We start from the raw sequence: 15,373 nt of genomic DNA, 5'->3' as shown, positions 1-15,373 counted from the left end.
AACTGCCTTTTTTGATGCAAGCTCAATTATAACTACCACAAACCTAAATATATTGAATTTTATCAATAAGTTGATAATCCGCACCTAATGTGGGCAACGATAGACGCGATTGTATAGGTTTGGACCCTTAATTTGAGACTTGAAAGCTAATGATGCGTTTTCATCGCCATAGTATTGCAAGAGGTTTGCATAGCAGGGGGCTAGCCATTCATCTATGATTCTGTGAATAATTCGCTTATATGAATTATCGTCTGATTTCCCTTTATTTTGTTGAGTAACAGACTCATATCGGCTCAAGCGTACGATTTCTGTGAAATCGCTTCCGAGTTGGTCATCTACATCGACACCAAGCTTAAAAGCTTCAATTGCGAATTCCTTAAACTCCCCAATATCTTGGGGTATTTTTTTGTAAACTGCGTAGTGATGCCTAACTAACTCATGAATAATTACTTCCAATTCATAGCGATTCAAGAGGTAACTAGAGCTCTCATCAAAGCCATCTAATTCAGCGTGGCCAAAGGGAAAAGCACATTCCAAACTAGGTGACATTAGTTCATTATGTTCATCTTTATCAATGAAGCGGTACTGGAGCAAATGCATTGCTTCGTGAGAGAGTGTTCTTTCACTAGACTCGCCACTATATCTATCAGCTAATACAACTGCATGTCTTGAAAGCACGCAAGCGCTACCTTTAATCTCACTTCCACTTTTGAAGTTAATATCGTAACTTTTATGAAGATTTAGCTTAACAGCACGATAAAAACCTGAGATCGCGACCAGCGTTCTTTTGGGGTGCCTAATCAAAATGATCGGTAACAGAATAAAAGCAACAGCTATCTTCCTTTCGCTTACTTCATTGCCAAATGCCAGTTTAAGCAGCGTCAGAAAATCTTCGATAACACCAACAGCTTTTTTTAAACCCGTATCTCTTACTGTAAAAGAAAAATCTCTTACACCATCAATAGACAAAGCTGAAACAGGTTCCCCACCAAAGTCTTTAATGAGTTGTTGCTGAATACTTCTCTTCATTCTCTTTTCACTTTTAAGTAGGAAATGAATCCTTAGTTAAATTTTCCCGAAACCCCACCAGGTTTCGCCAGACCAGCCTGCATCATGCTGAAACGCCAAACTTGAATCTACATTTAGCTTGTTGCACAGTTCAGCGGGATCAATATCATCGCTCTCAAAGTCGAAAAGCTCGCGAAGCTTCGGGTGGACGTACGAATACATGCATACATCAGATACATAGCAGAACAGAATTGTAGGATCTTCTTCAATTTCACCGTCACCCGCTTCCGCTTTATCAAACAGATCGATCATGTTTTCTGCATGTTCGCCGTACAAAACAAGGCCCGAATATGGAGAGAACAGTGCTTCTCGGTCGTCTTGAATTTTTATTACTGGGATAGCCATTTTCAATTACTCACTTACTACTGGGCAAAATACAGTCCAACAATCTCCTAGTAGGAAATTTCCACACTGTCGAAACGCGATTAAGTCACTTCTACCAAGAATCCCAAGCAACTGCTTAGCATCGACTTCAACCTCTTCGGGGTCAAAGTCGATACCATCTAGTAGTGTTTTAGACAGATATAGGTATTCCTGATTCTCTGCGTCATAAACAAAAAGAATTGATTGATCTTTTGAAGGGTCGGCCTGAAGCTCCGATAGTTCTTGATAAACTTCATCATCAAGATTCTGGCCGTAAATCATTCGACCAGTGAATGGTGAATGAATATTCTGCATATCATCACAGACTTCGATAATGGGTGTAAGCATTCGAGCTCCTCAATTCCTAAGATGGCGACATTCTATATGTGATTGTTCACATGCACGCTTTATAAGCTTATGAACTTACCCATATTTCTTGAACATATTATCTAAGACTGTGGAAGTACGCTGATCACTTTGCGCCAAGTCATTTAAGAAAAAACCATGTTCGAAATGAAGTGACCCCATAAAATTAGGCATGGCTTTTAATAAACTATCAAATAACTATCCTAGATTTCCATCGAGAGCTTTCTGAACATCTGTGGTAGAAGGCGGCGACATAATGAACCTAAAATCTATACGTCTATTCTTAGGGTCACTAGTTGGCTCAAGATGAGCATGACCTGTCACAGGCCTATCATCACCGTAACCGCTGACACTAAATATTGGCTGGTGTTGCTTGTTCTGCATCAGCTTTAAAAGTTCAGTATCGTTCACCAACTTATTGAATGTATAGTTGGCCCGTGCAGTAGATAGATCTCGGTTGTCTGCGAACTGGTTTAGCAATGCTCCCCTGATCGGTACATTATCCGTATGTCCTTCAATGAAGACTGAGTTCAGTTTGCCTTTTGTCTCTGGAAGACAGTGCAAGTTGCTCGGCTGTTCGTCGGCGTAACAAGGGAGGATTTGAGCTAGAACGTTGGAGACAGTCTGTAAGCGCTCAAGATAAGTGTTATTTAGCGTAGCCTTACCCGTTGGAAAGAGAATCGCGTCTTCACCAAGGCGCATCACGCCATGCTCCATATCCATGTCTACCACCAACCCATGCTTCTGAAGAGTACTTTCGATGGTATTGAGTAAAGCAACACGTGTTTGCGAGTTTTCTACTATCCCAGAAAGATAGCCCCTAGCAGCGTTTCTTTCGGAAATGAGCTTATCGTTCTGCTCTTCTAACTGTGCTTGAAGTACCTGAGACGCAGCTTCTTTCTTTAGTAACTCTGCGTTCTTTTGTTCTAGACTGACTCGCATCTTGTTAGCTTGTTGTTCTTTTTCAACGAGCTTTGCTTCTCTACTTTTGAGTTTTGCAATGTTGGCTTGATATTCATTCTCTTTACGCAAACTGTCTTCGTTTGCTGACATCAAAGAAATCATAAAAACAGCGAGCAATATAATGAATACAAAAATCAAACCTGACATGATGTCTGAGACAGAAAGAATATAGCTTCCATCGTCTGAGTACTTTTTACTTGCCACGTTACTTCACCATGTAGTCAGCACGTTTAGGTGCAAACTTTGTCGCATTCTTTAGCATGTATGAAGCTCGATACTGCCACAGACCGGTTTTACTCAAATGAATACCTAGGTTGAACTTGAGTTCTGGCAACAAGGAAACAACCTCATTAAAGCTGGTTACTTTAGTACCTAACTCAGCGATAAAACATGCTTCAGCTTGAGTTGAGTAAGCAACAACAGCATTCCCAACTTGCATTATCAAATAGATATCATTATTGCTGATCTCGCTTAATACTATACTTTGAGGGATGTAACGACCAAGCTCTGACCATGTCTCTGATGAGCAATAAATATCAATATTTGAAACAAGCCCTTGTTTAACGTAGACGCGGAAGAAATGGTTCACCCAATGGAAATTAGGTGAATCAACAAACTCACCTGTTAAGTTACTGAAGAGTTCAAATTTTTCATCTATCCACGCTAGGTGCTGAGCTTCTAGAGCTCCAACAAAGCTACTAATATCTTTATCTAAGATTCCTTGATGATTGGATGCAAAACACCTAGCTCTACTAGAACCAAGTTTGACATCTAATGAGAGATTGAAGATGTCAGAGGCTAGTTCTGGTAGTTTCGTCGATAACCTAGACTGGGTAAGATTGTTAATATTAGTTAAAAGCACATCACAACTAATGACATCATTGCGCGACTTAAAAACCGTATAAGCTTGTGGCCAGAAATCTTCAACTTCCAGTACATTACCCATAGCAGCTCGCTTCGAGGGTTCTAAAACACATAAATGCGCCATAACCCTTTGACCGTAAAGAGAAACATTCTTAGTATTTAATTTATTTTGCTGAGTTAAGTGCTCTGTGTGCTTAAAACCTATGCGCAACTCGTCATCCGTTGGTGCCCAAGATTGATTAATTAATTGTGTATGTATATGCCTCGAAGCATTTGCTAATGACGATGCTACGCTGAACTTATTCATTAGAGGTTTCCCTCAATTGCATTCTGAGCTTCAGTTACAGTTGGTGGAGTCATAATAAACCTGAAGTCAATGCGTCGGTTTATAGGATCATTTTTAGGGTACGGATGTGCATGTCCTGGAACAGGCCTGCCTTCACCATAGCCACTCACACTAATTACAGGTTGAGCATTGGTGTTTAACATTGAAGCTAGCAGTGGTTGACTGTTAGTGACTTCACGATAAGTAAACATGGCTCTATCCGCGGATAGCTCCCAGTTATCCTTATACTTTTTAGCAAGTCGCCCTCCAATTGGGACATTATCCGTGTGCCCTTCAATAAAAACTGAGTCGATCTTTCCTTGGGTATCAGCTAGGCACTTTCCATTATCAGGTTGATTGCTACCATAACAAGGTAGAATCTCTGCTAGTACTTTCGCCACAACCTCCAAGCGCTCTAACTGCTCCCCACGTAAATCAGCCGACCCCGTTGTAAATCGTACAGCATTCTCATTTAAACGAAGTACACCATGCTCCGCATCGATATCTACCTCGATGCTGCGTTTAGCTAGAGCATCTTGAATATCAGTCAGCATAGCACCACGCATACGATTGTTTTCTTCAAATCTACTCAAAATCTGAGTTAACTCTTGCATTTTCTCTTCGTGTTCTCTCGATGCAATCAAGAAGTCGATAACAAAAATTGCAAGGGTAATAATGAAGATAAACATTAAACCGGACATGATGTCTGAAACAGACATCATGTAACTTGAGTCCTCACTTTGCCTTTTCAGTCTCACGCTTGAGCTACCTTCTTATACTCGGTACTCGAAAGGTCATTTACTAATGCACCAATCTCATTCGCGGCTTCCATTAGGTTATTTGCAACATCTGCAGACTTACTATCCATGTTCAGTAGCTGCTTGTTCGCGTGAGTAGCATATTGCTCTAAGCCTTGGTTGAGTTGCTCAAAAGACTGGTTCAGAGAAGCTTCAAACTGAGTGGCAAAGCCAGCTTGCGAAGCAACAAGTGAATTCAATTGCTCGGCAGCCTTAGAGATAGCTTGGTTTGATTGAGCTGTAGTCATTACACTCACTTGAGCGTGCTCTACCAAGCCTTGGAACTGCTTAAGGGTGTTACTTGTTTGTTGATTAGCCTCAACGAACTGATGTGATGCAGAATCTAGATTAGTCATCACTTGGTTGAATCCTTCCAAGCAGTTCATCGAGCTTGAATTCAGCTGGTTGACCACTTGAACATTGCCAACAAGTTCTGCATTCATCTTCTTGAAGCTATCAACTACATACGGAAGTTGAGCTATCGAATCTGCTACAGCAGATTCTGCAGTGCGCATCTGCTGAGCTAAATTAGAAACTTGCTCACTCAGGCTTTCGGCTACCTGCTGTAACATCAGTGGCAACATTTCACTGGTCAATGTCTGATATTGCTGCAATGAACTATTCATGTGTTCAGACGTTAGCTGAGCCAACTGGTGCGGGATATTCGCAAACTCAACTGACGTTTGGCGCATCGTGGTTGTGTAGTTTTCAGAAACCTCAATAACTTTAGCTTGAACAGTGTCTGTCATCGCTGAAACTACGTTTTCTACGTGAGTAATCACTTCTTGTTCACGAGACGACATCTCTTCAACTGAAGTCGATAGCTGTTGAGTTAAGCTTTGAACTGAGGCCTCTAGATTCGAGGTCAATTTTGAAGTGGTTTCCCAAGTCTTATCTTGTGCTTCCGAGAAACGCTCTATATTAGACAGTAGCCCAGTATTCATCTCCTGTAGGACAATGCCCATCTGCTTGATCTCTGTGCCAGCAGTCTCCAGTAAGGATTCTCGGAATTCACGAGATACACGGCTAATGGTTTCGTCGGTGATTCGTTGTTGGTCTACTTGGAAATCAGTCAGTGCTTTTGTCTGAGCTTCAGTCGCTTCAAGTTGCATTGCAGCCAACTTATCAGAATCAATCACTTCAACATGTGAAGCTAGGTAGTCACTAAAGTCTTTAACTGTGACTTCTAATTTATGGAAACGCGATTTCTCATACCAAGAGAAAATCATAGAGCAGATAATACCCACTACAGAGGTGGTAAATGCAATACTAGCACCAGATAGAAGTGGATTTAACGAAGCTTTAGCCGATTCAATATCTGATGAACTTAAGCCTACAGAAGCCTCACTAATACCTATCATCAAACCAACGAAGGTAAACAATAAACCTGCGCCCGTCAGCATGTTTGGGATCGCGGTGTATTGGCGAACATTCACATGAGGCTCAACAACCGTTTCCATATTGAACACTGAGTTTACCTGTACTGTATTTCTCAGCACTGGCGCTTGACCCGGCTTACGAGTGTAGTGAGTATCCGGAAGCTGCATACTTCTGCAATAAGATCTCCACGATGGTGCTAAATACTTTACTTTTTGAATCAGCGAATGAATCTTGTCGTAATTTTGATATGCAATAGATGCTGAATTAGGTATCCAATCCTGTTCCACTTCATTACCTTCGTCATCGTCATCAACCTGATGCTTTAGCTTACCAAGTTCGCTAATTGCCTGATTAAGTTGTTTAATCAGTTTTCCAGTCGCACCATGTAGCGTAAATGCTGCTACTAGCGCACCAATGATGATCAATGCACTAAAGATAACCGTTAAAGGATCTTGAAGAATTGTGGTCATTAAAATCTTTTTCCTGTTTTGAAGTAGGTCGCTTTGTCATAAACGTTGTGATAACGCCTATCTAAATCATTATTTACTTTTAATTGCTGGTCAGCCTTCAATGGTTGAAACCAATATGAAGGGGCTTTTTTACCTAGTTTCACACCCTTACCATCTAGGAATCGAGCAATACGATGTTGGTAATAGCTAAGGTGGTCTAAAACCCAATCAGGTTCTAAGGTGCTAATATTTTCTGCATCTATATATTCACTTTCGAATAAGACTCTTTCTATTTCGTCACTTCGCTGGAATATGCCTAGATCAAAATGGGAGCCTATAAAACGTTCGACGATAAAATAATTTCCTACATCAAAGATGCAAATCTCACTCTGATCATTCAATGGGGAGCTTGTCATTGTTTGGACTCTTAGTTCATCTAAATCTACTTTGTCCTTAAGTAGTGACCATGAACGATTAGTCAAAAAGAAGCGAACCCTTTTGAATTCATCGGTATAGTTTGACCAAAACATTATCCTACTTTGTAAGTTCCGAACTTGTCGCTCATTCAACGAATCATCGTTACTTGTTTCTATCAATAATTTAAAGAGATTTGAAACAGACTTATACTCAGTAACATTGAATAAACTCTTAAGCTTTAACTGAGACTCTTTAGAAAGCCGATACCAAAGCGTATTTTTTGAATCCGGCAAGCAATGGCTTTTTATCCATTTTTCAAATGGTGACTCTGCTGTTATCAGAGAAACCTTAGTCAACAGCCTCTCTAACTGTTCAATAGTTTGATCTTGTTCTACTAAGTCTTGACAGCTTCGCCACCAAGTCAGTTGAGCTGTACTAGGATTTTGTGGCAATGCACACTCAGCTGCATCAGCAATATGGGTTACGTGCGATCCTTTTGATTCCATTTTTAATGATTTAAAGAAGGTAACAATACTCTTGCCATTGGCAAGTATGGCTTTAGCACCTAATTCAAACTGGCGATTAATCAAGTAGCGTGTAATTTCTACCTGCTGTTTCGTCGTTCTAGAAAAATGTCTTGGTAGTACTCTAGGGAAATCACACAACAAGACTTTAGCCATTGAGACATAGTCACGTGCGATGCCGGAGATTAGATTAAGGCTAAGTTTAGAAAATCGAGATTCATCTTGTTGAATTGCCTCCCAAACTATCGCAACAACACCTTGCCTAACCCTTTCATCTAAAGACTCATACTGCGATTCAGATCGCAGTAAAATAAGCCACTCTAGTTCTGAGAGCTTTCCTGACTCCTTCAGCTTCGTTGCTAACGCCGTGATTTTCTTATCGGCTAAAAATAAGGTATCTGTATCTCGCTTCGCCATTGAGTTCGTGGTGTCATCTATTAACTCAGCCAGTTTGGTAAACTTTGGTAGCACAGGCTCAATAAACCATGATGTTGACTTCATATTACTTGCCCATCAACTCCGTAAGATCACGACTCTTAAACTCGAACCTGAACACTACTTCCCTATTTTTGTATGCAGGTCGTTTTGGTTCAGCATCTAGGTTTCCTCGAGCAGCAGGAAGAATCTTGTCCATAAACTGTCCTTTATAAGGAAAGATCATCTGTTCAATATAACTCGTTACTGCCTCTGCTCGATTAAGACTGAGAGACAATGCTCTTCCCTCTCCTTCACCTATATCCGCATTTCCTTCGATAACAAGGTGTAATACTTCTTTAGATGTGCTCTCATTGAGAAATATAGCTTGGCTATAAATTGGTATTAACTTCTTAAGAAATAACTTCGATGGCGCATTTATCGATGAACTATTGTCCCCGAAATTCAAGCCCTCAGTTAACGATAGTGAGCCTGTTTGCAAATCAACTTTTGACTGTATTCCAGCCTTATCTAGTCCTTTTTGAATCTCTTCAATAATGACAATACGATTACTTTTAGATTGCTCTTGATACTTATAAAGTTGTGCCAAGGTGACAATCAAGAACAAAGCAAATACCATCAACAAGCCTGCCATTAGATCACCTATGGATAACCAAGTACCTGTTTCGTCTATTTGTTCTTCTTCATGTTGTTCTATAAATGTATTCATTAGACAACCAACGCTTTTTCTTCTCTAAGCGATGCTTTTTCTTGCTGCGCTTCTACTATAACAGTACTCATAAGTTCAGCCACATAACCCAATTTGTTGTAGATACTCGTAGATGCAGCATCAAATGACGCAAAGTACTCTTCAGTTGACTTGTTAGCACGCATAAAGTAATCATCCATTTCTGGGCGCATTTGGGATGCGACCAATGAAAACTGTTTCGATGCTTCACTAAATGACTTACCTAAATCTGCAACTTGACGACCAATTGACTGCTGAACCAATTGAATCTCACTTGTCCAACTGGCCTTTTCTAGCCCTATAGCTTTTGCCATTGATTGAACTCGCTCTGCCGCATCAGCCAATTGTCCATGCTGCTTATCAAGCTCTAAGAACAAAGCCTTACGTTTCTGGTACTCATCTTCAAATGCATCTTTGAAGTTTTCTACAACCTCATTTAGGCCACTCTTCTGCTCATTCAGAGACTCGTCTAACAATCTATTTTGTTCGGTAAAATAATGAGTAAGATTTTTTTGATAATCTTCTCTAAAGCGCTCTAGTTCACCCTGAATAGTTGAAGACATATTTAGAACTTTAGTATCAATATCACCTAAACCCGTCTCCAACTCTTGCCTTGCATTCATCATAAGTGACGCAGATTCCACACCTACACTTTTCAGCGTATTTGCTTGCTCATCGAACATAGACTTTGAATCAGCGATAATCGTTGAGAATGATTCTGTTTGTTGCTTAATCGACTTATTGCCAAGCTCGACAATTCCCTTAACTTCTTCAGAAATATCTGAAAGGGCCTTTGTACTATTGTCGGCAAACTCATTTAATGAGCGATCCATTGAGCTTGCAAATGCACCTAGCTTAATAAGAGTTTGTTTTTCAAAGTTAACAACTGTCTCTGTTGCCTTTGACATTTCTTGGACTGAATTGACCACATTTTGATTTAGCTCATCGGTTACATCAGCAAAGCGTGAAACCACTTTGTTAGTATCGCTCAGCTCATCAGTAACCGGTTTAACTACCTCTTCACCCATTTTCTCTACAAGATGCTCGAATTCATTCATTCTTGATTTAGAAAGATCTTCTATGCCAGCGACAGTAGATGCCGAGTGCATATTGATCTCTTCTAGCTTGGCAAAAATTGGCGTTGAAATGACTTCTGCGAGAGCTTGGCGTAACTGAGTATCAGACGATTGAGCTATCAGCAATTCATTAGTATTTGCGACACTCTGAGCAATATTGGTCGAAGAAGAATTAAGAGCTGATAGGTTCTGAAGAATAGGTTTTTGCAATTCTTGCTGTAATGCATCGATTAGCTGAGCTTGAGTCAGCGGCTCATTATTCTGTTGAGTTAGTGATCCTAGCACTTCCGAGATGGCAAACATTGCTGTGTTTATCTGCGAAGACTCTTGAGCCACTTGACCTATAGCTGAAACTGTTGGATTTGTTACTTTCGTTTCCAAGTTGTTTTCTAGAATATCTGGAGTAACTTGGTTCTCGACTAATGTGTCAAGTCCCGACAGTCTATTAGTAATAATGGATAAATCTTCACGCAATGGTTGGGTAACACCTGTTTCGATTGCTGTGCCAATATGCTGAGCAAGTGATTGTCCTAATAAGTCTTCATTATGCTTTAGAGATGAAACTATAGAAATGAGGTCTTTATGCAGTATTGAGATGCTCTGTTCTAATGCTTTAGCATTTTGACCGGAAAATTGTTCATATTCCTCACTAGTAAGCGCTGAAGGTTTCGCAACGAGCGATTGTAGTGAGTCAACCAGACTTGAAAAGTCTGCTAATTCATTTTTGCTTTCTTTCTGATGTTCAACTAGTTGGTTCAACAAGTCACTTCCAGAAAGCAGCTTAGAGCTATTTTGAATTTGACGAAGCACCTTCTCACGCTTCTTAGCTTGAGACGCAATCAATATGGACAATATTGCCATAAATATAAAGCTCGCTCCCATACCTGCTATCGAGGTTTGAAAAGCTGTACCTAAGCCCTCAATTAATCCCATAGCCTTTGATACTAACTGTTCAGAATTAGCACCAATGCCATCTAAAGAGCCTAAGCCAATGGTGATACCAAAAAAGGTACCTAAAATACCTATGGTAGTTAGAATTGCGGGTACTGATTTGAATGCTGTGCTACTAAAAGACGGTACCATTACATCTGCTGGACGTAATAATAATACCGTAGAGCCCTCAAACGACACTTTCTTCGTATTTTTACTGGTATGTGTCGCACATGATTGACTTGCCAACGCTTGAGCTTCTTCGCTTAGCCTGTTGATTGGAGAGTCTTTACTGGAGCTTATTTCTTCAAACGCAGCTAAAGTTTGACCGATAGTATACGCGTATTTTGCTCTAGCACTTCCGAGCCTAAATAGGCACCAAACCAATACTAAAGCGGTAAATGTGATAAAAGCAATATTAATTAGAGGCATAGTTCATTCTTTGGTTGTGTTGCACTTCGAAATTCAGATTCCGTCAAAAGCTTTTGCAATAAATATTTAGGTATATGTTCGGCATTCCATTTAACGTCACCGTCAGAGGAAAGGACTGTGCGATCCCCAAACCTGACGCTATAAGTATTGCCATCTGGATGGTTTTCTAAATCAGCTTTAAACCAAACCACTTTTGGGTAGGCTCTATAAAATTCTACTTGCCAAGCTGATTTTTGTTCTTGCAACTGTTTTGCAATGTGCTGATTAATATACGGTTCACTATCGTTTCCAGCAGTTTTCCAAGCCCGATTTATCGCTGTTATTCGTTGTACAAAATCGTTTAATGTCATCTACATCTCGTTAAAGTTAGAGGAAAGCTGTCGAATACAACCAGCAATATTAACTTACCATGCGACCAAATTAATTGTGCCATTACAGATCAATTAATTGCAATCTGCCATATTCAGAATAAATGTATCTTACTAATTCAATTACTTACATCCATTTCATTGTTATAAATAAAATAAAGAGTCAACTATCATTTTGATAGTGTGATGATTTAATAAAGAAACGTATAGAAAAACCATTGTACAACCTCATTATTAAATTCAGAAGATACTAATATTAAAACTTCCGTATTTTATTTTATGTAAAAAAAACAAGATACTCCTGGTACTGCAACACATCACCCCAAAATAAAATTAACTTAATTTAAACACATTTAACCCAAGCAAAACGTAAACACCTACTTCTAGGCGTGATTTAACCATCAAATAACAATACCTGTCATCTAATTTGCAAGAACTTAAATTCCTTGATAGTTACTTTCCGCACATTACACGGTTCACTATACGACGAAGTATTTGCTATTCAATATCGTAAATTATAACGATTTTTAGTCAACAAATGGAATATAAGGTATTCCAAAATTAATCTGACTACACGAGTAACTATAAAAAATAAAATATCATATAAGCTGACAGATTATTCATTTACGCGCATATAATTACAGAAATGATTACCTCATCGTATCGATAATATTGGTAGCCAAGCAGTAATCTAATTTTAATATTATAAATTTCGCATGTTTTAATCCTAACCATCTAGCGAATGGTCATAATTCAAAATCCACATTCAAACAACCCATTGTTGACACTTTCGTACCCGCAGGAAACTATCAGCTCTCGAATACAAAAAAAAGAGCCGCTTACGCGACTCTCCCAAATTCAAATTCCCCTGAACTATCTACTACTCACTCTTTCCCAAACACATTATTCTCTTGCTCTTGCACGCGAATAAACGTAGTACGCTTAGTCAATTCTTTAAGCTTCGCCGCGCCCACGTAAGTACATGTAGAGCGCACGCCGCCTAGGATGTCTGAGATAGTGTGGTGAACACTGCCACGGAATGGCAATAGTACGGTTTTGCCTTCTGCTGCGCGGTATTTTGCGACGCCACCTGAGTGCTTCGCCATGGCTGATTCTGATGACATACCGTAGAACTTCATGTATTGCTTGCCGTCTTTTTCTATGGCTTCGCCGCCTGATTCTTCGTGGCCAGCTAGCATACCGCCTAGCATGACGAAGTCTGCGCCGCCGCCGAAGGCTTTTGATACGTCTCCGGCGCAGGCACAGCCGCCATCGCCGATGATCATGCCGCCAAGGCCGTGGGCTGAGTCGCCACATTCGATGATGGCTGAAAGTTGTGGGTAGCCTACGCCTGTTTTAACGCGAGTTGTACATACGCTGCCTGGGCCGATGCCAACTTTTACGATGTCTGCGCCGGCAAGAATTAGCTCTTCGCACATGTCGCCGGTGACAACGTTGCCTGCTGAAATGACTTTAGTTGGGAATTCGGCGCGCACTTTTTCTACGTATTCGACAAGGTGTTCTGAGTAACCATTGGCGATATCAACACAGATGAAAATCAGCTCTTCTGACAGTGCCATAATTTGTTTGGTTTTCTCAAACTCAGCTTCTGAAGTGCCGGTTGATACAAATACATTTTTCAGTGTTTTGCTGTCTGCATTTTTAACGAAGTCTGCCCACTGCTCTACTGTGTAGTGTTTGTGTACGGCGGTCATTACGTCGTGCTCGGCTAATGCGGCGGCCATTTCGAATGTTGCAACAGAATCCATGTTGGCGGCGATAACAGGTACACCAGACCATTGACGACCACTATGCTTGAATGTAAAATCGCGGGTTAAATTTACTTGGGAACGACTTTTTAGTGTTGAGCGCTTAGGGCGAAACAGTACATCTTTAAAGCCTAACTTAAGTTCTTGTTCGATACGCATTGTGCATTTCCTTGATTCTTATAAATGACGTGCCAATTACAATGCAGGTCGTGCTTTGGCAGAAGCGTTGACCATTCTTCGGACACAAAAAAACCGGAGCGTTGGCAGACGCTCCGGTTTTCAGCATTATAGGCTCGGATTAAATTGTCGCAAGACTGATTTTTTGTTTTTATTTGTGCTACTATCTTGAAACTTGCAAATCCTCGCTCTGAAACCTTTCATTTACCCTTTTAAATCAACATCTTATAATCTTTCTTTTCTTGAGAAACAATTTCTCTTACATTATGACCCATTCATTAGCGTGATCTGGCTCACCAATCCAGAAGATATCTTCGCTTTTCAAGCGGTTTAACCCGCTCATTTATTGCTGATTTTTCTCATTATTTCCCGTTTTTTTTCAGTTTTGCTCATTTATTGTTATTTGGGTTCATTAACAAGCGAAGTTCCGGCAATAGATCAGACGCTAACATTCCAATGCTTCCATATGCGCTAGCACTGTTATCTGCCGCTGTAGAATGGAGCCAAGCACCGAGACACGCCGCCTGCATTGCTGGCAACCCTTGGCAAACTAGCCCAGTAATCACGCCCGTCAATATATCTCCCATCCCGCCGGTAGCCATACCTGAGTTGCCTGCGTTAATCACCTTTATCTCTTGACCATCACTAATTAACGTACCCGCTCCTTTGAGCAGCACGACACATTGATATTTGGTTTGTAACTGATGCAGTCCGCCGTATCGGTCGTTTTCTATATCCGCCACCGTCACGCCGAGTAATCTCGCGGCCTCTGCGGGGTGCGGCGTGATAATACTATTGCGTAAATCGAATACTTTGCGACTGGCTGCTAAAAAGTTTAAGCCATCGGCATCAATAATTTTCGGCGTCTTTGTGGCCATTACCCAGTTAAATAGAGCCTTTGACCAAGCCGTCATACCGAGTCCCGGTCCAATGGCTATCGCACCTGTTCGAGCCAGAGTATTTGGGTTAATTAACGTTTCGATATGTTGCAAGTCGCCCCTTTCAACCGCAATCGACATCAACTCTGGTTGGCGCATCAGTAATGGGGGAATGGAGTTAGAGTGAGTCATAACAGTGATTAAGCCTGCCCCCACTCGAGCACACGCTTGTCCAGCCATAATAATCGCACCGCTCATTCCTTTATTTCCGCCAACTAACAATGCACGGCCCGTATTCCCCTTGTGTGCGGTTGCTTCTCTTTGCGGAATAAGAGCAACTGCATTAGATTGCGTAAATACTGAGACTTGAGTTGGTTCTAGATGTGTAAAATAAGGGAAGATGCCCAGATCAGCCACATACAAGCTACCCACAACATTACGCGCCTGACCCGTCACTAAACCCATTTTATTGCCCACAAATGTCACAGTACAACTTGCCTTGATGGCCGTGCCTAAGATAGCACCAGAATCCGCGTGCAATCCTGATGGAATATCTAAGCTTAAAATAGGGGTATTCAAAGCGTTGATTTGAGAGATATCCGCGGCAAGGTTATCCCTGACATTGTTCGCAAGACCTGTGCCAAGCAACGCATCCACAATTAAGTCGTATTGCTTATCACCCTCAATAGTATTGAGAACCGACTTATTGTAGGTAGACCACTTATGTCTCGCTTTCTGACAATCAGACAAAGGGGAGATGTTTTTACGAATGCAATATTCGGGCTGAAAAACATCGACATCATACCCTGCTTCCAACGCCAAACGCGCCACCACAAAGCCATCTCCACCATTATTTCCAGAACCGCAACAGACCAAAATACGACCTAAATTAGGTAGCATGAACTGCACACGTTCAAAAGCGGCTTGTCCGGCACGCTCCATCAATTCATACAAAGTGATGCCCGCTCGATTCGCGGCGGTCTCTTCGCTTTGTTTGATTTGCGTGGCCGCATATAGATTACTAGTCAGCATGAGTTGTTCCACTTTTACCAATGTAATAATACC

The 15,373-nt window shown here is 40.9% G+C and carries 13 protein-coding genes; all 13 read right to left on the bottom strand.

All coding sequences use genetic code 11. The features are described from left to right. Positions 1-84: 84 nt before the first annotated feature. The gene (locus tag VEZ01S_RS07665; protein WP_021713450.1) at positions 85-1,029 is read right to left on the bottom strand and encodes a hypothetical protein; all 945 of its coding nucleotides are present in this window, start codon (positions 1,027-1,029) and stop codon (positions 85-87) included. Between the two features lie 36 nt (positions 1,030-1,065). Then, complete coding sequence (locus VEZ01S_RS07660) at positions 1,066-1,413, bottom strand: hypothetical protein (protein ID WP_021713449.1); 348 nt, start codon at positions 1,411-1,413, stop codon at positions 1,066-1,068. A 6-nt stretch (positions 1,414-1,419) separates the two neighbouring features. Then, the gene (locus VEZ01S_RS07655) at positions 1,420-1,779 is read right to left on the bottom strand and encodes a hypothetical protein (RefSeq protein ID WP_021713448.1); all 360 of its coding nucleotides are present in this window, start codon (positions 1,777-1,779) and stop codon (positions 1,420-1,422) included. A gap of 216 nt (positions 1,780-1,995) precedes the next feature. Continuing rightward, positions 1,996-2,964, bottom strand: a complete 969-nt coding sequence (locus VEZ01S_RS07650) for an OmpA family protein (protein WP_021713447.1) — start codon at positions 2,962-2,964, stop codon at positions 1,996-1,998. 1 nt (position 2,965) lies between these two features. Then, positions 2,966-3,931 (bottom strand): hypothetical protein, encoded by a 966-nt coding sequence (locus VEZ01S_RS07645; RefSeq protein WP_021713446.1) that lies wholly within the window; start codon positions 3,929-3,931, stop codon positions 2,966-2,968. After that, entirely contained in the window at positions 3,931-4,707 is a 777-nt protein-coding gene (locus VEZ01S_RS07640) for an OmpA/MotB family protein (protein WP_040890436.1), read from the bottom strand. Before VEZ01S_RS07640 ends, VEZ01S_RS07645 begins: the two co-directional genes overlap by 1 nt. After that, entirely contained in the window at positions 4,704-6,596 is a 1,893-nt protein-coding gene (locus VEZ01S_RS07635) for an anti-phage protein ZorA-like protein (protein WP_021713444.1), read from the bottom strand. Before VEZ01S_RS07635 ends, VEZ01S_RS07640 begins: the two co-directional genes overlap by 4 nt. Next, positions 6,596-8,017: an EH signature domain-containing protein gene (locus VEZ01S_RS07630; RefSeq protein WP_021713443.1), complete on the bottom strand. Its 1,422-nt coding sequence runs from the start codon at positions 8,015-8,017 to the stop codon at positions 6,596-6,598. Before VEZ01S_RS07630 ends, VEZ01S_RS07635 begins: the two co-directional genes overlap by 1 nt. Before the next feature lies 1 nt (position 8,018). After that, positions 8,019-8,660 (bottom strand): OmpA family protein, encoded by a 642-nt coding sequence (locus VEZ01S_RS07625; protein WP_021713442.1) that lies wholly within the window; start codon positions 8,658-8,660, stop codon positions 8,019-8,021. Continuing rightward, complete coding sequence (locus VEZ01S_RS07620) at positions 8,660-11,116, bottom strand: hypothetical protein (protein ID WP_021713441.1); 2,457 nt, start codon at positions 11,114-11,116, stop codon at positions 8,660-8,662. Before VEZ01S_RS07620 ends, VEZ01S_RS07625 begins: the two co-directional genes overlap by 1 nt. Then, entirely contained in the window at positions 11,107-11,466 is a 360-nt protein-coding gene (locus VEZ01S_RS07615; RefSeq protein WP_021713440.1) for a hypothetical protein, read from the bottom strand. The genes VEZ01S_RS07620 and VEZ01S_RS07615 overlap by 10 nt, the downstream gene beginning before the upstream one ends. Before the next feature lie 902 nt (positions 11,467-12,368). Continuing rightward, on the bottom strand, positions 12,369-13,412 hold the full coding sequence (locus VEZ01S_RS07610) for a GMP reductase (RefSeq protein WP_021713439.1): 1,044 nt from the start codon (positions 13,410-13,412) through the stop codon (positions 12,369-12,371). Between the two features lie 407 nt (positions 13,413-13,819). Continuing rightward, positions 13,820-15,340 (bottom strand): bifunctional ADP-dependent NAD(P)H-hydrate dehydratase/NAD(P)H-hydrate epimerase, encoded by a 1,521-nt coding sequence (locus tag VEZ01S_RS07605; protein ID WP_040890456.1) that lies wholly within the window; start codon positions 15,338-15,340, stop codon positions 13,820-13,822. Between the last annotated feature and the right edge of the window lie 33 nt (positions 15,341-15,373).

The organism is Vibrio ezurae NBRC 102218 (assembly GCF_000467185.1).
Classification (GTDB): domain Bacteria; phylum Pseudomonadota; class Gammaproteobacteria; order Enterobacterales; family Vibrionaceae; genus Vibrio; species Vibrio ezurae.
Note: the sequence above shows the minus strand (reverse complement) of the source record. Positions and strands in the feature narration are given on the sequence as shown.